This is a genomic window from Methylotenera sp., assembly GCF_029946165.1.
Lineage (GTDB): Bacteria > Pseudomonadota > Gammaproteobacteria > Burkholderiales > Methylophilaceae > Methylotenera.
Genome location: NZ_JAQSDZ010000010.1, coordinates 37,177 through 55,849 on the forward strand (window position 1 = coordinate 37,177; position 18,673 = coordinate 55,849).

32 protein-coding genes are annotated in these 18,673 nt (G+C 41.1%); 1 reads left to right on the forward strand and 31 read right to left on the reverse strand.

From position 1 onward, the window contains the following. Positions 1-51: 51 nt before the first annotated feature. A complete protein-coding gene (locus PSV17_RS06615; RefSeq protein ID WP_300480876.1) occupies positions 52-1,329 on the reverse strand; it encodes a mechanosensitive ion channel domain-containing protein in 1,278 nt (425 codons plus the stop codon). A 64-nt stretch (positions 1,330-1,393) separates the two neighbouring features. After that, complete coding sequence (locus PSV17_RS06620) at positions 1,394-2,743, reverse strand: CorA family divalent cation transporter (protein ID WP_300480878.1); 1,350 nt, start codon at positions 2,741-2,743, stop codon at positions 1,394-1,396. A 212-nt stretch (positions 2,744-2,955) separates the two neighbouring features. On the opposite strand from PSV17_RS06620, the gene PSV17_RS06625 reads away from it, so the two are divergent. Beyond that, positions 2,956-3,204, forward strand: coding sequence for a glutaredoxin family protein (locus tag PSV17_RS06625; protein WP_300480880.1), 249 nt, complete (start codon positions 2,956-2,958; stop codon positions 3,202-3,204). Between the two features lie 77 nt (positions 3,205-3,281). On the opposite strand, the gene rplQ is transcribed toward PSV17_RS06625, so the two are convergent. The 29 genes from rplQ to tuf all read right to left on the reverse strand — a co-directional run bounded on the left by rplQ (position 3,282) and on the right by tuf (position 18,661). Beyond that, positions 3,282-3,671 (reverse strand): 50S ribosomal protein L17, encoded by a 390-nt coding sequence (rplQ, locus tag PSV17_RS06630; protein WP_013147065.1) that lies wholly within the window; start codon positions 3,669-3,671, stop codon positions 3,282-3,284. 37 nt (positions 3,672-3,708) lie between these two features. Continuing rightward, a complete protein-coding gene (rpoA, locus tag PSV17_RS06635; RefSeq protein WP_013147064.1) occupies positions 3,709-4,695 on the reverse strand; it encodes a DNA-directed RNA polymerase subunit alpha in 987 nt (328 codons plus the stop codon). A gap of 109 nt (positions 4,696-4,804) precedes the next feature. Continuing rightward, the gene (gene rpsD / locus PSV17_RS06640) at positions 4,805-5,434 is read right to left on the reverse strand and encodes a 30S ribosomal protein S4 (RefSeq protein WP_300480881.1); all 630 of its coding nucleotides are present in this window, start codon (positions 5,432-5,434) and stop codon (positions 4,805-4,807) included. Between the two features lie 43 nt (positions 5,435-5,477). After that, the gene (rpsK, locus tag PSV17_RS06645; protein WP_013147062.1) at positions 5,478-5,867 is read right to left on the reverse strand and encodes a 30S ribosomal protein S11; all 390 of its coding nucleotides are present in this window, start codon (positions 5,865-5,867) and stop codon (positions 5,478-5,480) included. A gap of 67 nt (positions 5,868-5,934) precedes the next feature. After that, entirely contained in the window at positions 5,935-6,297 is a 363-nt protein-coding gene (gene rpsM / locus PSV17_RS06650; protein WP_300433030.1) for a 30S ribosomal protein S13, read from the reverse strand. Between the two features lie 169 nt (positions 6,298-6,466). Continuing rightward, a complete protein-coding gene (rpmJ, locus tag PSV17_RS06655) occupies positions 6,467-6,580 on the reverse strand; it encodes a 50S ribosomal protein L36 (RefSeq protein ID WP_013147060.1) in 114 nt (37 codons plus the stop codon). 50 nt (positions 6,581-6,630) lie between these two features. Further along, entirely contained in the window at positions 6,631-7,956 is a 1,326-nt protein-coding gene (gene secY / locus PSV17_RS06660) for a preprotein translocase subunit SecY (protein WP_300480883.1), read from the reverse strand. 10 nt (positions 7,957-7,966) lie between these two features. Further along, positions 7,967-8,407: a 50S ribosomal protein L15 gene (gene rplO, locus PSV17_RS06665; RefSeq protein WP_300386860.1), complete on the reverse strand. Its 441-nt coding sequence runs from the start codon at positions 8,405-8,407 to the stop codon at positions 7,967-7,969. After that, on the reverse strand, positions 8,407-8,604 hold the full coding sequence (gene rpmD, locus PSV17_RS06670) for a 50S ribosomal protein L30 (protein WP_300480885.1): 198 nt from the start codon (positions 8,602-8,604) through the stop codon (positions 8,407-8,409). The genes rplO and rpmD overlap by 1 nt, the downstream gene beginning before the upstream one ends. A gap of 2 nt (positions 8,605-8,606) precedes the next feature. Further along, positions 8,607-9,119 carry a 30S ribosomal protein S5 gene (gene rpsE / locus PSV17_RS06675; RefSeq protein ID WP_013147056.1) on the reverse strand — a complete coding sequence of 171 codons (513 nt, stop codon included), beginning with the start codon at positions 9,117-9,119 and terminating at the stop codon, positions 8,607-8,609. 27 nt (positions 9,120-9,146) lie between these two features. Beyond that, a complete protein-coding gene (rplR, locus tag PSV17_RS06680; protein WP_300480887.1) occupies positions 9,147-9,500 on the reverse strand; it encodes a 50S ribosomal protein L18 in 354 nt (117 codons plus the stop codon). A gap of 10 nt (positions 9,501-9,510) precedes the next feature. Next, positions 9,511-10,044: a 50S ribosomal protein L6 gene (gene rplF, locus PSV17_RS06685; protein ID WP_300433035.1), complete on the reverse strand. Its 534-nt coding sequence runs from the start codon at positions 10,042-10,044 to the stop codon at positions 9,511-9,513. Between the two features lie 10 nt (positions 10,045-10,054). Beyond that, positions 10,055-10,450: a 30S ribosomal protein S8 gene (rpsH, locus tag PSV17_RS06690; protein WP_013147053.1), complete on the reverse strand. Its 396-nt coding sequence runs from the start codon at positions 10,448-10,450 to the stop codon at positions 10,055-10,057. 15 nt (positions 10,451-10,465) lie between these two features. Continuing rightward, on the reverse strand, positions 10,466-10,771 hold the full coding sequence (rpsN, locus tag PSV17_RS06695) for a 30S ribosomal protein S14 (protein ID WP_013147052.1): 306 nt from the start codon (positions 10,769-10,771) through the stop codon (positions 10,466-10,468). 3 nt (positions 10,772-10,774) lie between these two features. Then, complete coding sequence (rplE, locus tag PSV17_RS06700; RefSeq protein ID WP_013147051.1) at positions 10,775-11,314, reverse strand: 50S ribosomal protein L5; 540 nt, start codon at positions 11,312-11,314, stop codon at positions 10,775-10,777. Between the two features lie 8 nt (positions 11,315-11,322). After that, the gene (gene rplX, locus PSV17_RS06705; RefSeq protein WP_292841865.1) at positions 11,323-11,640 is read right to left on the reverse strand and encodes a 50S ribosomal protein L24; all 318 of its coding nucleotides are present in this window, start codon (positions 11,638-11,640) and stop codon (positions 11,323-11,325) included. Between the two features lie 8 nt (positions 11,641-11,648). Beyond that, the gene (rplN, locus tag PSV17_RS06710; protein ID WP_013147049.1) at positions 11,649-12,017 is read right to left on the reverse strand and encodes a 50S ribosomal protein L14; all 369 of its coding nucleotides are present in this window, start codon (positions 12,015-12,017) and stop codon (positions 11,649-11,651) included. A 225-nt stretch (positions 12,018-12,242) separates the two neighbouring features. Beyond that, positions 12,243-12,488 carry a 30S ribosomal protein S17 gene (gene rpsQ, locus PSV17_RS06715; protein WP_300433037.1) on the reverse strand — a complete coding sequence of 82 codons (246 nt, stop codon included), beginning with the start codon at positions 12,486-12,488 and terminating at the stop codon, positions 12,243-12,245. 2 nt (positions 12,489-12,490) lie between these two features. Then, complete coding sequence (rpmC, locus tag PSV17_RS06720; protein ID WP_013147047.1) at positions 12,491-12,685, reverse strand: 50S ribosomal protein L29; 195 nt, start codon at positions 12,683-12,685, stop codon at positions 12,491-12,493. 16 nt (positions 12,686-12,701) lie between these two features. Further along, a complete protein-coding gene (gene rplP / locus PSV17_RS06725) occupies positions 12,702-13,118 on the reverse strand; it encodes a 50S ribosomal protein L16 (RefSeq protein ID WP_013147046.1) in 417 nt (138 codons plus the stop codon). Continuing rightward, complete coding sequence (gene rpsC / locus PSV17_RS06730; protein WP_300386876.1) at positions 13,102-13,827, reverse strand: 30S ribosomal protein S3; 726 nt, start codon at positions 13,825-13,827, stop codon at positions 13,102-13,104. Before rpsC ends, rplP begins: the two co-directional genes overlap by 17 nt. Before the next feature lie 9 nt (positions 13,828-13,836). Beyond that, complete coding sequence (gene rplV, locus PSV17_RS06735) at positions 13,837-14,166, reverse strand: 50S ribosomal protein L22 (RefSeq protein WP_013147044.1); 330 nt, start codon at positions 14,164-14,166, stop codon at positions 13,837-13,839. 9 nt (positions 14,167-14,175) lie between these two features. Continuing rightward, positions 14,176-14,451 carry a 30S ribosomal protein S19 gene (gene rpsS, locus PSV17_RS06740; protein ID WP_015831300.1) on the reverse strand — a complete coding sequence of 92 codons (276 nt, stop codon included), beginning with the start codon at positions 14,449-14,451 and terminating at the stop codon, positions 14,176-14,178. A 3-nt stretch (positions 14,452-14,454) separates the two neighbouring features. Continuing rightward, on the reverse strand, positions 14,455-15,288 hold the full coding sequence (rplB, locus tag PSV17_RS06745) for a 50S ribosomal protein L2 (protein ID WP_013147042.1): 834 nt from the start codon (positions 15,286-15,288) through the stop codon (positions 14,455-14,457). An 11-nt stretch (positions 15,289-15,299) separates the two neighbouring features. Then, a complete protein-coding gene (gene rplW / locus PSV17_RS06750; protein WP_300433040.1) occupies positions 15,300-15,614 on the reverse strand; it encodes a 50S ribosomal protein L23 in 315 nt (104 codons plus the stop codon). After that, positions 15,611-16,237, reverse strand: a complete 627-nt coding sequence (gene rplD / locus PSV17_RS06755; protein WP_013147040.1) for a 50S ribosomal protein L4 — start codon at positions 16,235-16,237, stop codon at positions 15,611-15,613. Before rplD ends, rplW begins: the two co-directional genes overlap by 4 nt. Continuing rightward, positions 16,237-16,896 (reverse strand): 50S ribosomal protein L3, encoded by a 660-nt coding sequence (gene rplC, locus PSV17_RS06760; RefSeq protein ID WP_300480888.1) that lies wholly within the window; start codon positions 16,894-16,896, stop codon positions 16,237-16,239. The genes rplD and rplC overlap by 1 nt, the downstream gene beginning before the upstream one ends. A 146-nt stretch (positions 16,897-17,042) precedes the next feature. Then, positions 17,043-17,351, reverse strand: coding sequence for a 30S ribosomal protein S10 (gene rpsJ / locus PSV17_RS06765; RefSeq protein ID WP_013147038.1), 309 nt, complete (start codon positions 17,349-17,351; stop codon positions 17,043-17,045). A gap of 119 nt (positions 17,352-17,470) precedes the next feature. Next, positions 17,471-18,661, reverse strand: a complete 1,191-nt coding sequence (tuf, locus tag PSV17_RS06770) for an elongation factor Tu (RefSeq protein ID WP_300386885.1) — start codon at positions 18,659-18,661, stop codon at positions 17,471-17,473. Positions 18,662-18,673: the final 12 nt, after the last annotated feature.

An 18,673-nucleotide genomic window follows, 5' to 3' on the forward strand; every position in this document is an offset into this window, starting at 1 on the left:
ACTCGCAAATCAGCGGGTTTTTTTATTTGTGCTATTTAAAATATAAAAAGTTTAAGTCTCCGGCTGCTGCTCCCTAAGAATACGCACTTCTCTTTGCGGGTACGGAATCGAAATACCATTATTCTGAAATGCACGCCAGACCTCTAGATAAATCTCAGTCTTGAGATTCGCTGAACCCTCTTCAGGATCTGGAATCCAAAGGTTCAAGACCAAATCAATACCACTCTCTCCGAAACCTTGTATTTGAACAGCAGGCAAGGGTAATTCAAGCACTCTGGGGTGTCTAAATGCAATTTCGTACATGACCTTCATAGCTGTCTCTAAAGAACTAGCATAACTCACTTGCACAGGCATTTGCACTCTCGCCTTGTGGTCGGCAGATGAATGGTTAATGACTGGGTTGATGATTAAAGTCTCATTGGGAATAATCACTTCCGTGCCATCGAGCTTACGCAATACAAGGTAACGCGTGCGTAAGTCAGTTACTACACCATAATGTGTGTCAATCGTCACTACATCACCTATTTGCATAGACTTATCTAACAAAATTATAAAGCCGCTTACATAATTGCTAGCAATACGTTGTAAACCAAACCCTAAACCCACCCCCAGTGCACCACCGAAAACCGAGAGAAAAGTAATATCTAAACCAACAGCCGAAAGTGCGATTAGAATCGCAATGGTGAGTAAGAAAATACGTAATACTTTGCTCATCACTACGCGCATATTGACGCCTATATGCTCGGCATTCATGAGTTTATTTTCTATAAATCGACTAACCCAAAGTGCGAAGAATATTGTCACAAGAATAGTGAGTAATGCCTGCAAAACCAACAACAAATTAACGGAATGCAGACCAATTTTAAATTTCACATCGTCTAACACATTGAAAAAATCAGTTAACAACCCACTTAAATGCAATGCAAGAACCAGCCATATACTCGTTGCAATTGTATTTTCTAGTGTTTTTAACAAACCACCTGGAGCGATAATATACCTCAATGCATATACTGCTAATCGAATAACTGCCATAGAAATTAACAGGGTACTTACGAGCTTTAATATGCTGGTATGTTGCCAGTAGGAAAGTGTTGCCCTCCCTATTTGAACGAAAACTAGTGTTGTTAATGGGAATAGAACCCGGTTGATTCCACCAATGCCCATCTTCCAATTTTCCGGAGCATGGCGCATGACATAGCTACGCAACGCCCCGTTTACAGCCCACCCTATAGCACAGGCAACTACAATGACGGCAAGCTGCCACAGTACCGCTGTGGTAGATAAATCTGCTAACATTTCTTGCCACAGCAAATGTATTTCTGAGTTCATTTCAAGAATTTCAAATTTTGAGTTATTTTAAGGACAAGGTGCGTTAGAAATTGAAGATATCAAACTAATGACTCTCAACTCTATGACTTTCTGTTCTATGGCTTTTGATTCTACGGCTTTCTAAATGGCGCAATCCCATATAGGTCAGTATTCCAATTCCAATCATCACAATAATGAATAAACTGTATGCAATAGGCCATGGAATGACATGGGTCATCATAGAGAACTCAGACATGCCACCGATCCCTGCCAAAACATTAATCGGCATAATCACCACACTAATTACAGTTAAGCGCTTAAGGTCTTTATTCTGATTAACGTTCAAAAAACCAACCGTTGCGTCCATTTGAAAGTTAATTTTATTAAACAAAAAAGTTGTGTGTCCGTCTAAAGATTCAATATCCCGTAAAATCTCACGCACATCTTCATGTTGTGCGATTGATAAAAACTTACGTCTCATTAAAAATGATAGGGCATTACGTGTATCCAGAACATTGCGACGAATACGACCGTTTAGATCTTCCTCAACAGAAATATCAGTAAGAATTTTTGCTGCCTGCTCATTTGTCATATGGGATCTAAACACTTGCCTGCCGACTTCTTCCAGACGCACATACTCATCTTCTAAGGCATTTGCTGAATACTCAACATCTGCAGCATAAAGATCTAGTAACACGTCCTTTGCCTCAGAAACATAGCCAGCTTGAGCGCGTGCTCGCAGGCGTTGTAAGCGGAATACTGGAAGCTCCTCGCCCCTTACTGAAAAGAGCGTGCCTTTATTTAAAATGAATGCTACTGCAACATTTCGAGACTCATTCTCACGCTCTAATAAGAACGCTGAGTGCAGATGCACCTCGCCGTTTTCCTCTTCATAAAAGCGTGCGCTGGTTTCCAAATCCGTTAACTCTTTAGGATTAGGCAGATTAACGCCAAAAATTTCCTTTGCCCAAGCAAGTTGTTCGTCTTCAGGGGTAACAAGGTCAACCCAGATAGGTTTGGCTTGCACCAAATCTTCTCGATTATAAATTGGTATCTGCCTCAATTTCCCTTCGTGTAAGTCAAATACGCGAATTACCATACTCTGATTGGTGGGTTTGGGCTCAGAGACTAACTCGACCCTAACGGAATCAGAAACTACCAACAAAATTTCTTCTTTCCGCTCCTCACTAATAAGCGGCCAAATAATCTTACAATCATCTGTAGACAATGACTCTAGGATGCTTGCAATAGCCTGTGTTTCAAGCTTCTCTAGAAGGCGACTTAGTTCAGATAGATTATTTTGGTGTACCATGCCCTCAACTAGGTCATGACGCTGCATATCTTGACGATGCACTAAGTCTTCAACAAGCTTATGCCTTTCGATCATGCTTTTAACTTTTGCACGTGATTCTTGAATGCTTTCGAGTTCACTCATTTGAGCTGCCTTTACTTCATAAGGGTACTATCAATTTATTCCCAATTCTAACACGCAAGTAATTCAATTAGCCTCAAATAGTGCATTAACAATAAGCTGCACAAAAATTAATTTATTAATTAATATTGAATTGCTTACAGTTAAATCTTTACAAATATAATCAATGTTATTATTTAGAATTGCTTATCTGTATTACATAGAACATATTAGTAATGATAAATCTTATTCTTTATACAACTTCACACTGTCACTTATGTGAACAGGCTGAATCATTACTACTAAAGCTATGTTCTGAGCATAAGCTAAATTGGAATTCAATAGACATATCTGATGATGCCAGTCTGTATGAACGCTACGAAATTAAAATTCCCGTGCTGAGGAGAATAGATACAGACGATGAAATAACTTGGCCATTTAATGAAGATGAAATCAGATTGTTATTAAGAGATGACAAAATATAAACTTTGAATATTTGTCCAGATAAGCAAAAAGCCAGCATTACGCTGGCTTCTCTAGTAACAAATATTAATTACAGAACTTACTCTGCAACGACTACATCTGCGCCTGTGTCAGGACGATCAACTAACTCAACTAATGCCATTGGAGCGTTATCGCCGTTACGGAATCCACATTTAAGCACACGTAAATAGCCGCCATTACGCGCAAGGTAACGTGGACCCAATTCACCGAATAACTTACCCACGATATCACGATCGCGCAAGCGACTGAACGCTAAACGACGATTAGCTAAAGTAGGTGTTTTACCTAATGTGATTAAAGGTTCTGCAAATTTACGCAACTCTTTAGCTTTTGGCAAAGTTGTTTTAATCACTTCATGACGTAGCAATGATGCTGTCATATTGCGGAACATAGCTGCACGATGGCTGCTTGTACGATTTAATTTACGATTGCTATTACCGTGACGCATAGTAATTCCTTAAAGTTTCTTTATTTATGCTGGTCTATTAAGCTTTTTCAAGCCCAACTGGTGGCCAGTTTTCTAGTTTCATGCCCAATGTTAGGCCGCGAGTTGCAAGTACATCTTTAATTTCATTCAATGATTTACGGCCAAGATTTGGTGCTTTTAATAGCTCATTCTCAGTTCGTTGAATCAAATCACCGATGTAGAATATATTTTCAGCTTTCAAGCAATTTGCTGAACGAACAGTTAATTCTAAATCATCTACTGGACGCAATAAAATTGGATCAACCTGCGGTGCAGATTTAACTTCAACTTCACTTGGTGCGCCTTCTAAATCAGCAAATACAGACAATTGACCCATTAAGATGCGTGCAGCATCACGAATAGCTTGTTCAGGTTCAATTACACCATTAGTTTCAACATCCATTACCAACTTGTCAAGGTCAGTACGCTGCTCAACACGAGCGCTTTCAACTTGATAGCTCACTTTGTTGATTGGGCTGAATGATGCATCAACCATAATAAAACCTAATACACGGTCTTCTTCATTTGCTTTTTGACGAGCAGGAACTGGTTGGTATCCACGACCCATTGCCACTTTAACTTCTAAATTCAGTTTGCCACCTTTTGTCAGATGAGCAATCACATGATCAGGGTTAACGATTTCAGCGTCATGACCTGTTTCAAAGTCGCCTGCAGTAACAACGCCTTCAACAGATTTATTTAATACTAAAATTGTTTCTGATTTAGTATTTAATTTTAAAGCTACGCCTTTAAGATTTAGTAAGATATCAACTACATCTTCTTGAACGCCATCTAAAGTTGAATACTCATGTACGACGCCATCAATTTTAACTTCTGTAATAGCGAAGCCAGGGATTGAAGACAATAAAACACGACGTAATGCATTACCTAAAGTGTAACCGAAACCACGTTCCATCGGTTCTAGTGTTACACGTGCACGCAATGGAGATAACACCTCTACATCTACTACACGCGGTTTTAAGTATTCGGTAGGACTGTTTTGCATAGTTATACCTTTTAATTTTTGTATTAATCACTAATCATTTAATAATGACTAGATTAAATATTTAAGTGAGCCGTAAACGGCTCACTTAAAATAACAATTTAGATCTTAATTATTTTGAGTAAAGCTCAACTACCAATGATTCATTGATTGTTGGTGGTAACTCATCACGTTGTGGTTTAGCCTTAAATGTACCTTTAAGTGCCTTAACATCAACTTCAATCCAAGCTGGGAAGCCACGTTGTTCAGCAGCATCTAGAGCGCCTTTGATCCGCAACTGAGTTTTAGATGATTCAGCTACACTCACTACATCACCAGCTTTAACTTGGTATGAAGGGATATTTACGCGACGACCATTTACTAAAATACTGTTGTGACGAACAATTTGACGCGCTTCAGTGCGTGAACCACCAAGACCCATACGGTAAGTAACGTTATCTAAACGGCACTCTAAAAGTTGCAACAAGTTTTCACCTGTAATACCTTTTTGACGATCAGCTTCAGCGTAGTAACTACGGAATTGAGCTTCCAATACGCCGTAAATACGACGAACTTTTTGTTTTTCACGCAATTGAACACCATAGTCTGATAGACGTTGGTTGCGACGTTGACCGTGCTGACCTGGTGGGAAGTTACGTTTTTCGATTGCACATTTGTCTGTAAAGCACTTTTCAGCTTTTAAAAAAAGCTTTTCGCCTTCACGACGACATTGACGGCACTTAGGGTCTAAATTTCTAGCCAAGGGATTCTCCTGTTATCTCTACTAAAGTGAGCTTAAGCTCAACTTAAATGCGGCGTTTTTTAGGTGGACGGCAGCCATTGTGTGGCACTGGCGTCACATCAGTAATGCTGGTGATTTTAAAACCAGCTGCATTAAGTGCGCGCACTGCAGATTCACGACCTGGGCCTGGGCCTTTAATACGCACTTCTAAATTCTTAACACCATTTTCTTGTGCTGACTTACCAGCAACTTCTGCAGCTACTTGCGCAGCAAAAGGTGTACTCTTACGTGAGCCTTTAAAACCTTGGCCACCTGAAGTTGCCCATGACAACGCATTACCTTGACGGTCTGTAATGGTGATGATGGTATTGTTAAAAGATGCATGCACATGGGCAATGCCCTCTGCAATATTCTTTTTAACTTTTTTTCTTACGCGTACATTAGCTTTTGCCATGTTGCACTATCCTTACCAATAATCTTACTAAAATTTGTAAACCTAAAATTTTGAGCTAATCAACAGCTTATTTAGCTTGTTTAATCGCTTTAACTGGACCTTTACGTGTACGCGCATTTGTTTTTGTGCGCTGACCACGAACTGGTAAACCACGGCGATGACGAATACCGCGATAGCAACCTAAGTCCATCAAGCGTTTGATGTTCATAGATACTTCACGACGTAAATCACCTTCAACTTTTTCTTTAGCAACTTCATCACGCAGCTTATCTACATCAGCGTCATTTAGATCTTTCATTTTTGTTGTTGCTAAAACGCCAGCTGCAGCACAGATTTTTTGTGCTGTAACACGTCCAATACCGAAAATTGCGGTTAATGCAATGTCAGCATGTTTGTTATTTGGGATATTTACCCCTGCAATACGCGCCATACTTTACTCCAAATTTAGGTTTACCTAAAAATCTATTGCTTTAAAAAAGCCGACGATTTTAACAGTAAAACCAATATATATCAATTAGCTTATCTTCTGATCAATTAAAATATTGACCAACTTAATGAATGGCTATAAAGCTACCATTCATTGGATTAATAAAACTCTATTAACCTTGACGTTGTTTGTGACGTGGATCTGTACAAATGATACGTACAACGCCACGACGGCGAACAACTTTACAATTACGGCATAATGCTTTTACAGATGCACGAACTCTCATTTATAACTCCATCACTTCTTAAACTACAGTTTCTAAATTATTACTATTTATTACTTTTGCGTATTGCCTTTAAAGTTAGCTTTTTTAAGCAATCCTTCGTATTGATTTGACATCAAATGTGACTGAACTTGCGTCATAAAATCCATCGTAACAACAACAATAATTAGCAATGATGTTCCGCCAAAATAAAATGGCGTATTAAATTTCAATCTTAAAAACTCAGGCAACAAACAAACTAAGGTAATGTAAATAGCCCCGATTAATGTTAATCGACCCATAATTCTATCGATGTATTTCGCCGTTTGATCACCAGGACGAATACCAGGTACAAACGCACCACTTTTCTTCAAATTATCAGCAGTGTCTTTTGGGTTAAATTGCAAAGCCGTATAAAAGAAACAAAAGAACACAATAGCTACAGTAAAAAACAAAATATAAATCGGCTGACCTGGTGATAAAGCATTAGAGATATCCTTTAACCAGTACATACTTTCTTTACCACTAAACCAGTTTGCCAAAGTTGCTGGAAACAAAATAATGCTAGAAGCAAAAATTGGAGGAATAACACCCGCCATATTTAACTTCAATGGTAAATGCGTAGTTTGTCCGCCATACACTTTATTGCCAACCTGACGCTTAGCGTAGTTAACAGTAATCTTACGTTGGCCACGCTCTACGAACACCACCAATGCTGTTACCAAAATAATAGTAACTAACAAAAAGAATAAGATTAAAGGCCCGGCTGCACCAAATCCACCAGAGTTAGCCATTTCTACAGAAGTACTAATCGCAGATGGTAGACCAGCTACAATCCCAGCGAAAATGATAATAGAAATTCCATTACCAATACCACGTTCTGTTATCTGCTCACCTAACCACATAATGAACATAGTACCGCTCACCAAAGTAATTACTGCCGTCAATCTGAACGCCATACCAGGATCTAATACCAAGCCAGGCTGACCTTCAAGAGCGATTGCAATACCTAATGCCTGAAAAGTTGCAAGTACAACAGTGCCGTAACGCGTCCACTTTGTAATCGTTCTACGCCCAGCTTCACCTTCTTTTTTCAATTGCTCTAACTTAGGTGATACTGCCGACATTAACTGCATGATAATAGATGCAGAAATATAAGGCATGATACCTAAAGCGAACACTGTGAATCTTGAAAGAGCGCCACCTGAGAACATGTTGAACATGCCTAAGATGCCGCCACTTTGCGATTCAAAAAGCTTAGCTAAAACTACTGGATCAATCCCAGGAACTGGTACGTGAGCACCTAAGCGGTATACGATTAACGCACCGAGTACAAAAAGCAGGCGACTTTTAAGTTCGCCCATTTTTGATGCTGTTTTTAATAAACTATCCTGTGCCAAAACTATACTCTTACGCAGCTTCTAAAATTTTACCGCCAGCCGCTTCAACTGCGGCGCGAGCGCCTTTAGTTAACAATAAGCCTTGGATATTATATTTTGCAGTTACATCACCAGATAAAAACAACTTAGCATTTCTTACTGTACCAGAAACGATATTTGCTGCTTTTAAAGCCAACAAATCAATCACTTCATTTGGAACCAATGCTAATTCACTAGTGCGCACATGCGCAGTTTTAGCTTTAGTCATTGATTTAAAACCACGTTTTGGTAGACGACGTTGAATAGGCATTTGACCGCCTTCAAAACCGACTTTATGAAAACCACCAGTACGTGACTTTTGACCTTTATGACCGCGACCAGCCGTTTTACCAAAACCAGAACCGATACCACGACCAACGCGGCGACGTTCTTTCTTTGCGCCTTCAGCAGGCTTAATTGTATTTAATTGCATTATCCTTCTACCTTTAAGAGATAGCCGACAGTATTGATCATACCGCGAATTGCTGGAGTGTCTTGTAACTCAACTGTATGGTGCATACGACGTAAACCTAAGCCTGTAACGGTAGCTTTATGCGCTTGAATGCGACCAATAGTACTTTTAACTAACGTCACCTTGATAGGTGTCGCAACTTTTTGTGTTTTAGCCATGATTAGCCTCTAATTTCTTCAACTGATTTACCGCGTTTAGCTGCGATTTCTGCTGGTGTATTCATTGACTCTAGGCCATTTAAAGTAGCACGAACCAAATTGTAAGGGTTAGTTGAACCAATACATTTAGCCACAACGTTAGTAACACCCATCACTTCAAAAATAGCGCGCATTGCACCACCAGCGATAATGCCAGTACCTTCTGAAGCTGGTTGAATAAACACTTTAGCTGCGCCATGCACACCAGTAACTGCGTGATGCAAAGTACCGTTAGTTAAGTTGATTTTCAACATACCACGACGGGCTTCGTCCATTGCTTTTTGTACAGCTACAGGTACTTCACGTGCTTTACCTTTACCCATACCAACGGCGCCATCGCCATCACCAACTACTGTAAGAGCTGCAAAACTCATGATACGACCACCTTTAACCGTTTTACTTACACGATTAACTGCAATCATTTTTTCGCGCAAACCATCAGTCTGCTGCTGTTGCTGTTCCATTTCTCTCGCCATCATTAACCTCTTTAGCAATCAGACCAATTAGAAGGATAAGCCGTTTTCGCGAGCGGCATCAGCCAACGCTTTAATACGACCGTGATATTTATAGCCTGAACGATCAAAAGCAACAGTAGTAACACCAGCTTTAACCGCTTTTTCAGCAATAAGTTTACCAATAGCTGCAGCTGCTTCCACATTGCCGCCATTTTTAATATTTTTACGAACGTCAGCTTCTACTGTTGAAGCACTAACAATTACTTTATCGCCAGATTCAGCAATAATTTGTGCGTAAATGTGCGTATTAGTACGGTGCACACTTAGACGTGTAACTTTTAGCTCTGCAATTTTGGCACGGGTTTTACGTGCACGACGCAAGCGATTATTTACGTTGTTCATTTTTTAAGCCTTATTTCTTTTTGGTTTCTTTAATTGCAACAACTTCATCAGCATAACGAACACCCTTGCCTTTATATGGCTCTGGAGCGCGGTAAGCACGAATCTGTGCAGCAACCTGGCCAATCACTTGCTTATCAACACCCGTTAACAGGATTTCTGTTGGTGTAGCAGTTGCCACAGTCACGCCAGCTGGCATTTTGTGGTTGATTGGATGTGAATAACCTAATTCTAAGTTTAATATAGCGCCTTGTGCAGCAGCTTTGTAACCAACACCTACTAGTGTTAATTTACGTGTAAAGCCTTCTGAAACACCTTTAACCATATTAGCCACTAAAGCACGCAATGTACCTGACATTGCACGTGAGTGTTGCGCATCACTTGAAGCTTGAAACGTAATAGTTTCACCTTCACGCTTTAGCACAACCGCACTTGTTAGCGGATGAGACAATTTACCTAATGGACCGCTAACATCAATTGAATTAGCACTTAATACCACTTCAACTTTAGCTGGAATAGCGACTGGATTTTTAGCAACACGTGACATTTGCTTCTCCTTAAGCCACTACGCACAACACTTCGCCACCGATACCGGCTGCTTGTGCTTTACGATCTGTCATTACACCCTTAGATGTAGACATAATTGTCACACCAAGGCCATTCATTACTTTAGGAATCTCTTGAGACCCTTTATATACACGCAAACCTGGTTTGCTAATACGCTGAATACGCTCAATAACTGGGCGACCAGCATAATATTTCAAGCTAATAGTTAAAGTAGCTTTACCACCTTCAGTTTGCACTGCAAAATCTTCTACATAACCTTCTTCTTTAAGCACGCTAGCAATAGCAGTCTTAACATTTGATGAAGGCATAGCAACAACCGCTTTGTTAACCATTTGCGCATTACGAATACGCGTCAACATGTCGGCAATCGGATCACTCATACTCATAGCTATATCCTCCTATTACCAGCTGGCTTTAGTGACGCCTGGAACGAAGCCAGCCATCATTAAATCGCGTAACTTACTACGCCCAATACCGAATTTACTAAACACACCACGTGGGCGACCAGTTAAAGCACAACGATTACGAAGACGAACTGGGCTAGAGTTACGTGGAAGCGCTTGGAATTTCATGCGCGCTTCAAGGCGACTCTCAGCAGTTGCAGTAACATCATTCATTGCCGCTTCAAGTGCAGCACGTTTTACAGCGAATTTACTTACAGTTGCGCGACGTTTGATTTCGCGCTCTGTCATACAGGTTTTAGCCATGACTTAACCTCTGAAAGGAAAACTAAACGCAGCAAGCAAAGCTTTTGCTTCTTCATCCGTTTTCGCAGTAGTTGTAATAGTGATATTCATTCCGCGAATTGCATCGATTTTATCGTATTCAATTTCAGGGAAAATGATTTGCTCTTTAACACCCATGTTGTAATTACCACGACCATCAAATGATTTCGCAGAAATACCGCGAAAGTCACGAATACGTGGAATAGCAACAGTAACTAAACGATCCAAGAACTCATACATACGTTCACGGCGTAAAGTTACTTTACAACCAACAGGATAGTCATCACGAATCTTAAATGCAGCTACTGATTTTTTAGCTTTAGTGACAATTGCTTTTTGACCAGCAATTTTCTCCATATCGCCAACAGCGTGTTCCATTACCTTTTTATCTGCAACCGCTTCGCCAACACCCATATTAAGAGTGATTTTATCAATACGAGGCACTTGCATTACTGAAGTGTAACCAAATTGCTCAGTCATAGATTTAACAACTGAGTCTTTATAAAAATCTTTTAAGCGCGCCATAATTCTTCCTATGCGTCCACTGCTTCGCCATTAGATTTGAATACGCGAATTTTGCGACCATCATCTAATGTTTTGAAGCCTACGCGATCACCTTTTTGGGTCGCGCTGTTAAATAAAGCAACGTTAGAAATGTCTAATGGCATTTCTTTAGCAATGATGCCGCCAGCAATACCTTTCATCGGGTTTGCTTTTGCGTGCTTCTTAACTAAGTTAAGACCCTCAACAACAACATGACCTGAATCAAGAATACTAATAACTGTACCTTGCTTACCTTTGTCTTTACCGGTATTTAGGATGACTTGATCACCCTTGCGAATTTTGTTCATGTGAGCTCCTACAACACTTCTGGCGCTAATGAAACGATTTTCATGAATTTTTCAGTACGTAATTCACGTGTTACTGGCCCGAATATACGGGTACCAATCGGTTCTAGCTTATTATTTAACAGTACTGCAGCATTGCCATCGAACTTAACTAAAGAACCGTCTGGACGACGAACACCTTTAGCAGTGCGCACAACTACCGCGCTGTAAACTTCGCCTTTTTTTACGCGACCACGTGGTGCAGCATCTTTGATGCTCACTTTAATGATATCGCCTATTCCAGCGTAGCGACGTTTAGAGCCACCTAACACCTTGATGCATTGCACAGAGCGCGCACCAGTGTTATCGGCAACTTCTAGCCGAGATTGCATTTGAATCATGAGAATAATCTCCAACTTAATCCGTTAAAACCAACACCAGCCATTTTTAATTGAAACTTATCTTTCAATTAACACGGCCGATAGACCCGGTCAGTATTGGGGCGAGAGCTTATGACTTATTTTTTACAAAAAGTCGCTCGCCTAAATAGCCAAACATTATAACTTGCATCATCAAATAGCGCAATTACTATTACTAATAATTACGCTATTTAAACTTACTTTTACTTAAGCTGCTTTAACAACCCAGTTTTTAGTTTTAGAGAGTGGACGACTTTCAACAATCGTTACAATGTCACCTTCTTTACAGCTGTTAGTTTCATCATGTGCATGAAACTTTTTAGATTGGCGAATAACTTTACCAATCAATGGATGCTTCACTTTACGCTCAACCAACACCGTAACTGTTTTATCCATTTTGTCACTTGTTACGCGGCCTGTTAAGCTACGTACTACTTTTGTCGTTTCAGTCATGATTATGCCTGTTTCGCTTTCTCAGCCAATACAAGCTTCACACGCGCTACATCTTTGCGTACTTTACCTAGCTGATCTACTTTAGATAATTGCTGAGTTGCTACTTGCATACGTAGAGAGAATTGCGCACGGCGTAATTCAATCAATTCTGCATTTAGCTCTTCAACGCTTTTTGCTCTTAAATCGGTTGCTTTCATTTTAGCTTCCTTATCCTTAACTACCGATTTGGCGAGTCATGAATGTCGTTTCAATTGGCAACTTTGCAGCAGCCAAACGGAACGCTTCACGTGCAAGCTCTTCGCTCACTCCGTCCATCTCGTATAACATTTTACCTGGTTGGATTTGAGCAACGTAGTACTCTGTACTACCTTTACCATTACCCATACGTACTTCAGCAGGTTTTTTAGAAATTGGTTGATCTGGGAATATGCGAATCCATACACGACCACCACGTTTAATGTGACGGGTCATAACGCGACGAGCAGCTTCAATTTGACGAGCAGTTAAACGGCCACGGCCTACTGCTTTCAAACCAAAATCACCAAAACTTACTTTATTACCCGTAGTTGCAATGCCTTTATTGCGGCCTTTTTGCATCTTACGATATTTTTGTCTAGACGGTTGTAGCATCTTTAGCCCTCGGCTTTCTTACTTTTTTCTCTGGCTCAGCAACTGGAGTTGTAGTAGCGCCGATAGGAGCTTGTACGTTACCAGCAAAAATTTCGCCTTTGAATACCCAAACTTTAATACCGATAATACCGTATGTCGTTGAAGCTTCAGCAACACCGTAATCAATGTCAGCACGAAGTGTATGTAATGGCACACGGCCTTCACGATACCATTCAGTACGAGCAATTTCGATACCGTTTAAACGACCTGAACTCATGATTTTGATACCTTGTGCACCAAGGCGCATTGCATTTTGCATTGCACGCTTCATAGCACGACGGAACATCACGCGTTTTTCAAGTTGTTGAGCAATAGATTGCGCAATCAATGCTGCATCAATTTCAGGCTTACGTACTTCTTCAATGTTTAAATGAACTGGAACGCCCATTAAACCTTGTAAAGTAGCGCGTAAAGACTCAATGTCTTCACCTTTCTTACCGATAACAACACCAGGACGCGCGCTGTAAATAGTGATCTTTGCGTTCTTTGCAGGACGCTCAATCAAAATACGGCTAACCGCAGCACTGGCTAATTTTTTGTTTAAGAACTCACGTACTTTAATGTCGCCTTGCAACATTGCAGGGAAGTTCTTGCTATTGGCATACCAACGTGAGGACCAGTTTTTTTGGACACTCAGACGGAAACCAATTGGATGAATTTTCTGACCCATGATTATCCCTTAGTTACCGACAGTCACATGAATGTGACAGGTTGGTTTAGTAATACGACCCGCGCGACCTTTTGCACGTGGACGAATACGTTTAAGCACAATACCTTTATCTACATAAATTGAAGTAACTTTCAATTCGTCGATATCGGCGCCATTGTTGTGTTCGGCGTTAGCAATTGCAGATTCAACCACTTTCTTAATAATCTCAGCACCTTTTTTAGGTGTGAAATTAAGAATGTTAAGTGCGTGATCTACTTTCTTGCCACGAACAAGGTCTGCCACCAATCTAGCCTTTTGAGGAGAGAGATGAACACCTTTTAATATTGCAGATACTTGCATCTTCAGCTCCTACTTCTTAGCTTTTTTGTCGGCTGCATGACCTTTGAATGTACGTGTCAACGCAAATTCACCGAGCTTGTGACCTACCATGTTTTCAGAAATCAACACTGGAATGTGTTGCTTACCATTATGAATTGCAATAGTAAGACCGATAAAATCTGGGAAAATTGTAGAGCGACGTGACCAAGTCTTAATTGGTTTACGATCGCGCGTTGCCGCAGCAACTTCTACTTTTTTAGCCAAATGACCATCAATAAATGGACCTTTTTTAAGTGAACGTGCCATAAATTACCTTACGCCTCTCGGACGACGACTAATACGCATATTATCTGTACGTTTACTGCTACGTGTACGATAACCTTTAGTTTTAACACCCCATGGGCTAACTGGATTCATACCTGCAGCTGTACGGCCTTCACCACCACCGTGCGGGTGATCTACCGGGTTCATAACCACACCGCGAACGGTTGGACGAACACCACGCCAGCGCATTGCACCAGCTTTACCGATTGAACGCAATGAATGCTCTTCATTACCCACTTCACCTAAAGTTGCCATGCAATCAACGTGTACGCGGCGAACTTCACCTGAACGTAAACGCAATTGAGCATAAGCACCTTCACGCGCTAGCAATTGTACAGAAGTACCTGCTGAACGGGCAATTTGTGCACCTTTACCAGGTTGCAATTCGATACAATGAATTGTGCTACCCACTGGAATGTTACGTAGTGGCATCGCGTTACCTACTTTAATAGGCGCTTCTGAACCACTAATTAACTGCATACCAGCACTTACGCCACGCGGAGCAATAATATAACGACGCTCACCATCAGCGTAACAAAGCAAAGCAATGTGTGCTGTACGGTTTGGATCATATTCAATATGTTCTACTGTCGCTGGAATACCAGCTTTATTGCGTAAGAAGTCAATTAAACGGTAATGCTGTTTATGACCACCACCTTGGTGACGAACTGTAATACGGCCGTTATTATTACGACCAGCGTTTCTACTTTGACTCTCCAACAGCGGTGCGTGTGGTTTACCTTTATAAAGGTCAGGTGTTACCACCTTTACTACACCACGACGACCCGGGGACGTTGGCTTGACTTTAACTAATGCCATCTCATCTCTCCTTATTCAGCCGCTGCGAAGTTAATTTCTTGGCCTGGTTTCAAGCTTACATAAGCTTTTTTCCAGTCTTTACGCTTGCCCATACTTTTGCCAGCGCGCTTTGTTTTACCACCAACATTGATCGTAGAAACTTTTTCAACTTCAACTTTGAAAACAAGCTCAACGGCAGCTTTAATTTCGGGTTTAGTTGCATCTGTACGAACGATGAAAGCAATTTGCTGATATTTATCAGCAATGTAAGTTGCTTTTTCAGTGATTTGTGGTGCTAAGATTACTTGCAACAAGCGATCTTGAGTTTTAGTCATAGCGGTCATCATGCTAACATCTCCTCAAGTTTCTTCACCGCAGCAACTGTAGCCACTACATTTGGAAAACGCACCAAACTGACTGGGTCAGCGAATTGCGCTTCAACCACCATGACGTTAATCAAGTTACGTGAAGATAAATATAAGTTTTCATCAAAGCCATCAGTCAGCACCAATACGCCGCCTTCAAAACCTAGATTTTTAATTTTTTCAGCAAAAGCTTTAGTTTTAGGTGTAGCTACAACAAACTCTTCAACCACATTCAAACGCTCTTGACGAACCAATTCAGATAAAATCGTTTGCATACCAGCACGGTAAGCTTTACGGTTAATTTTATGACTGAAGTTTTCTAGAGGTGAGCTAGGAAATGCACGACCGCCTCCACGCCAGATTGGGCTAGACGTCATACCAGCACGTGCGTTACCCGTTCCTTTTTGTGCGTACGGCTTGTGTGTAGTATGCGCAACATTACCACGACCCTTTTGTGCACGAGTTGCTGTACGAGCGTTAGCCATGTAAGCAACAACTACTTGATGCACTAAAGCTTCGTTAAACTCACGGCCAAAAGTATCATCAGATACCGTTACGCCAGCTTTAACTGCTTTACCATTTTTGTCTTGTAATTTCAGTTCCATTATTTCATCCCCTTCTGAAGCTTAGCTTTAATAGCTGGGCGCACAACAACATCGCCGCCTTTAGAACCAGGGATTGCACCTTTAATCAACAATAGGTTACGCTCAGCATCAACACGAACGATTTCTAAGTTCTGTGTCGTTACTTTAGTTGCACCTAAGTGACCAGGCATACGCTTACCAGGGAATACTCGACCTGGATCTTGCGCCATACCGATTGAACCAGGTACATTATGTGATTTTGAGTTACCGTGAGATGCACGGTTTGACTTAAAGTGATGACGCTTGATAGCACCAGCAAAGCCTTTACCCAAAGAAATACCAGTAACATCTACTATTTGACCTGCTTGGAAAATATCAACTGTGATATTTGCACCTGCAGTGTAATTAGCTAAAACATCACTAGCCACTGGAAATTCATGCACACCAGCGCCTGCAGCAGAACCTGACTTGGCATAATGCCCAGTCAATGCACTGTTGATGCGGCTAGCACGACGTGTACCGTAAGCAACTTGAAGGCCAGTATAGCCATCGCTTGCGATCGTCTTGATCTGTGTCACGCGGTTAGGTACAACTTCCAACACGGTTACTGGGATGCTTGCGCCGTCCTCAGTAAACACGCGGGTCATACCCACTTTGCGACCAATAAGCCCTAAGCTCATGATCGTATCCTTATTATTTAGTTAAAAAGTCGATTACAATTGACCGACTTCTGTGAAAGAGGGCGGATTATACCGAACCCCCAATATTTTTACAACTATTTATTACAACTGTATTTTTGACTACAGCATTTTTACTACTTAAATTCTTACAGCTTGATTTCTACATCCACACCAGCTGGTAAATCTAATTTCATTAACGCATCAACTGTTTTATCTGTTGGATCAACAATATCCATCAAACGTTGGTGTGTACGAATTTCGAATTGATCACGTGAAGTTTTGTTAACGTGAGGTGAACGTAAAATATCAAAACGTTCGATGCGTGTTGGTAATGGTACTGGACCTTTTACCACAGCGCCTGTACGTTTGGCAGTTTCTACGATTTCTTGAGCTGACTGATCAATCAAACGGTAGTCAAATGCTTTAAGACGAATACGAATTTTCTGTGTTGACATGTTTTACTGCCTTTCTAATTTACTACTTTTCAAAGAGCGAAGCGGCAGAGTTCACTCTGCCGCTTGATTAAACTACTTATTTATTACGAATGCTCAATATATCTTTAGTTAAAAACATATTACTCGATGATTTTAGCAACAACACCAGCACCCACAGTACGACCACCTTCACGGATAGCGAAGCGTAAGCCTTCTTCCATCGCGATTGGAGAGATCAATGTGACTACGATTGATACGTTATCACCTGGCATCACCATTTCTGTGCCTTCTGGTAATTCTACTGCGCCCGTTACGTCTGTGGTACGGAAGTAGAATTGTGGGCGGTAACCTTGGAAGAATGGTGTGTGACGACCGCCTTCATCTTTACCTAGCACATAGATTTCTGCTGTGAATTTTGTGTGTGGTTTGATTGAACCTGATTTAGCTAATACTTGACCACGTTCGATGTCTTCACGTTTTGTACCACGTAGCAATACACCTACGTTATCACCAGCCATACCTTGGTCTAGTAATTTACGGAACATTTCAACACCAGTACAAGTAGTTTTTACGGTTGGTTTTAGACCAACAATTTCAATTTCATCACCGACTTTTACAATACCGCGTTCGATACGGCCTGTTACTACAGTACCACGACCTGAGATTGAGAATACGTCTTCAACTGGCATTAAGAATGTACCGTCGATTGCGCGTTCTGGCATTGGGATGTAAGTATCTAATGCTTCTGCTAGACGGAAGATTGATGGCTCGCCGATTTCTGTTTGGTCGCCTTCTAATGCTGCACGTGCTGAGCCTGTGATGATTGGTGTATCGTCACCTGGGAAGTCGTATTTGCTTAGCAAGTCACGTACTTCCATTTCCACTAGTTCTAATAACTCAGCATCGTCTACTAAGTCTGCTTTGTTTAGGTAGACAACGATGTATGGTACGCCAACTTGACGTGCTAATAGGATGTGCTCACGTGTTTGTGGCATAGGACCATCAGCAGCTGAACATACTAAGATCGCGCCGTCCATTTGTGCTGCACCGGTAATCATGTTTTTAACATAGTCGGCATGGCCTGGACAGTCTACGTGTGCGTAGTGACGGTTGGCTGTTTCGTATTCAACGTGGGCTGTGTTAATGGTAATACCACGTGCTTTTTCTTCTGGTGCCGCGTCAATTTGATCGTAGGCTTTTGCTTCGCCGCCGAATTTTTTAGACAGGATTGTGGTAATCGCTGCTGTTAATGTTGTTTTACCATGGTCAACGTGGCCAATTGTGCCTACGTTAACGTGCGGCTTGGTCCGCTCAAATTTACCTTTTGCCATTTAATTTTCCTT

Bases quoted from the DNA above. Each gene is read 5' to 3' on its own strand.
- PSV17_RS06615 (WP_300480876.1), bottom strand. From the start codon at position 1,329: ATGAACTCAGAAATACATTTGCTGTGGCAAGAAATGTTAGCAGATTTA.
- PSV17_RS06620 (WP_300480878.1), bottom strand. From the start codon at position 2,743: ATGAGTGAACTCGAAAGCATTCAAGAATCACGTGCAAAAGTTAAAAGC.
- PSV17_RS06625 (WP_300480880.1), top strand. From the start codon at position 2,956: ATGATAAATCTTATTCTTTATACAACTTCACACTGTCACTTATGTGAA.
- rplQ (WP_013147065.1), bottom strand. From the start codon at position 3,671: ATGCGTCACGGTAATAGCAATCGTAAATTAAATCGTACAAGCAGCCAT.
- rpoA (WP_013147064.1), bottom strand. From the start codon at position 4,695: ATGCAAAACAGTCCTACCGAATACTTAAAACCGCGTGTAGTAGATGTA.
- rpsK (WP_013147062.1), bottom strand. From the start codon at position 5,867: ATGGCAAAAGCTAATGTACGCGTAAGAAAAAAAGTTAAAAAGAATATT.
- rpsM (WP_300433030.1), bottom strand. From the start codon at position 6,297: ATGGCGCGTATTGCAGGGGTAAATATCCCAAATAACAAACATGCTGAC.
- rpmJ (WP_013147060.1), bottom strand. From the start codon at position 6,580: ATGAGAGTTCGTGCATCTGTAAAAGCATTATGCCGTAATTGTAAAGTT.
- rplO (WP_300386860.1), bottom strand. From the start codon at position 8,407: ATGCAATTAAATACAATTAAGCCTGCTGAAGGCGCAAAGAAAGAACGT.
- rpmD (WP_300480885.1), bottom strand. From the start codon at position 8,604: ATGGCTAAAACACAAAAAGTTGCGACACCTATCAAGGTGACGTTAGTT.
- rpsE (WP_013147056.1), bottom strand. From the start codon at position 9,119: ATGGCGAGAGAAATGGAACAGCAACAGCAGCAGACTGATGGTTTGCGC.
- rplR (WP_300480887.1), bottom strand. From the start codon at position 9,500: ATGAACAACGTAAATAATCGCTTGCGTCGTGCACGTAAAACCCGTGCC.
- rplF (WP_300433035.1), bottom strand. From the start codon at position 10,044: ATGTCACGTGTTGCTAAAAATCCAGTCGCTATTCCAGCTAAAGTTGAA.
- rpsH (WP_013147053.1), bottom strand. From the start codon at position 10,450: ATGAGTATGAGTGATCCGATTGCCGACATGTTGACGCGTATTCGTAAT.
- rpsN (WP_013147052.1), bottom strand. From the start codon at position 10,771: ATGGCTAAAACCTGTATGACAGAGCGCGAAATCAAACGTCGCGCAACT.
- rplE (WP_013147051.1), bottom strand. From the start codon at position 11,314: ATGGCGCGCTTAAAAGATTTTTATAAAGACTCAGTTGTTAAATCTATG.
- rplX (WP_292841865.1), bottom strand. From the start codon at position 11,640: ATGAACAAAATTCGCAAGGGTGATCAAGTCATCCTAAATACCGGTAAA.
- rplN (WP_013147049.1), bottom strand. From the start codon at position 12,017: ATGATTCAAATGCAATCTCGGCTAGAAGTTGCCGATAACACTGGTGCG.
- rpsQ (WP_300433037.1), bottom strand. From the start codon at position 12,488: ATGACTGAAACGACAAAAGTAGTACGTAGCTTAACAGGCCGCGTAACA.
- rpmC (WP_013147047.1), bottom strand. From the start codon at position 12,685: ATGAAAGCAACCGATTTAAGAGCAAAAAGCGTTGAAGAGCTAAATGCA.
- rplP (WP_013147046.1), bottom strand. From the start codon at position 13,118: ATGCTACAACCGTCTAGACAAAAATATCGTAAGATGCAAAAAGGCCGC.
- rpsC (WP_300386876.1), bottom strand. From the start codon at position 13,827: ATGGGTCAGAAAATTCATCCAATTGGTTTCCGTCTGAGTGTCCAAAAA.
- rplV (WP_013147044.1), bottom strand. From the start codon at position 14,166: ATGCAAGTATCTGCAATATTAAAAGGTGTTCATCTCTCTCCTCAAAAG.
- rpsS (WP_015831300.1), bottom strand. From the start codon at position 14,451: ATGGCACGTTCACTTAAAAAAGGTCCATTTATTGATGGTCATTTGGCT.
- rplB (WP_013147042.1), bottom strand. From the start codon at position 15,288: ATGGCATTAGTTAAAGTCAAGCCAACGTCCCCGGGTCGTCGTGGTGTA.
- rplW (WP_300433040.1), bottom strand. From the start codon at position 15,614: ATGATGACCGCTATGACTAAAACTCAAGATCGCTTGTTGCAAGTAATC.
- rplD (WP_013147040.1), bottom strand. From the start codon at position 16,237: ATGGAACTGAAATTACAAGACAAAAATGGTAAAGCAGTTAAAGCTGGC.
- rplC (WP_300480888.1), bottom strand. From the start codon at position 16,896: ATGAGCTTAGGGCTTATTGGTCGCAAAGTGGGTATGACCCGCGTGTTT.
- rpsJ (WP_013147038.1), bottom strand. From the start codon at position 17,351: ATGTCAACACAGAAAATTCGTATTCGTCTTAAAGCATTTGACTACCGT.
- tuf (WP_300386885.1), bottom strand. From the start codon at position 18,661: ATGGCAAAAGGTAAATTTGAGCGGACCAAGCCGCACGTTAACGTAGGC.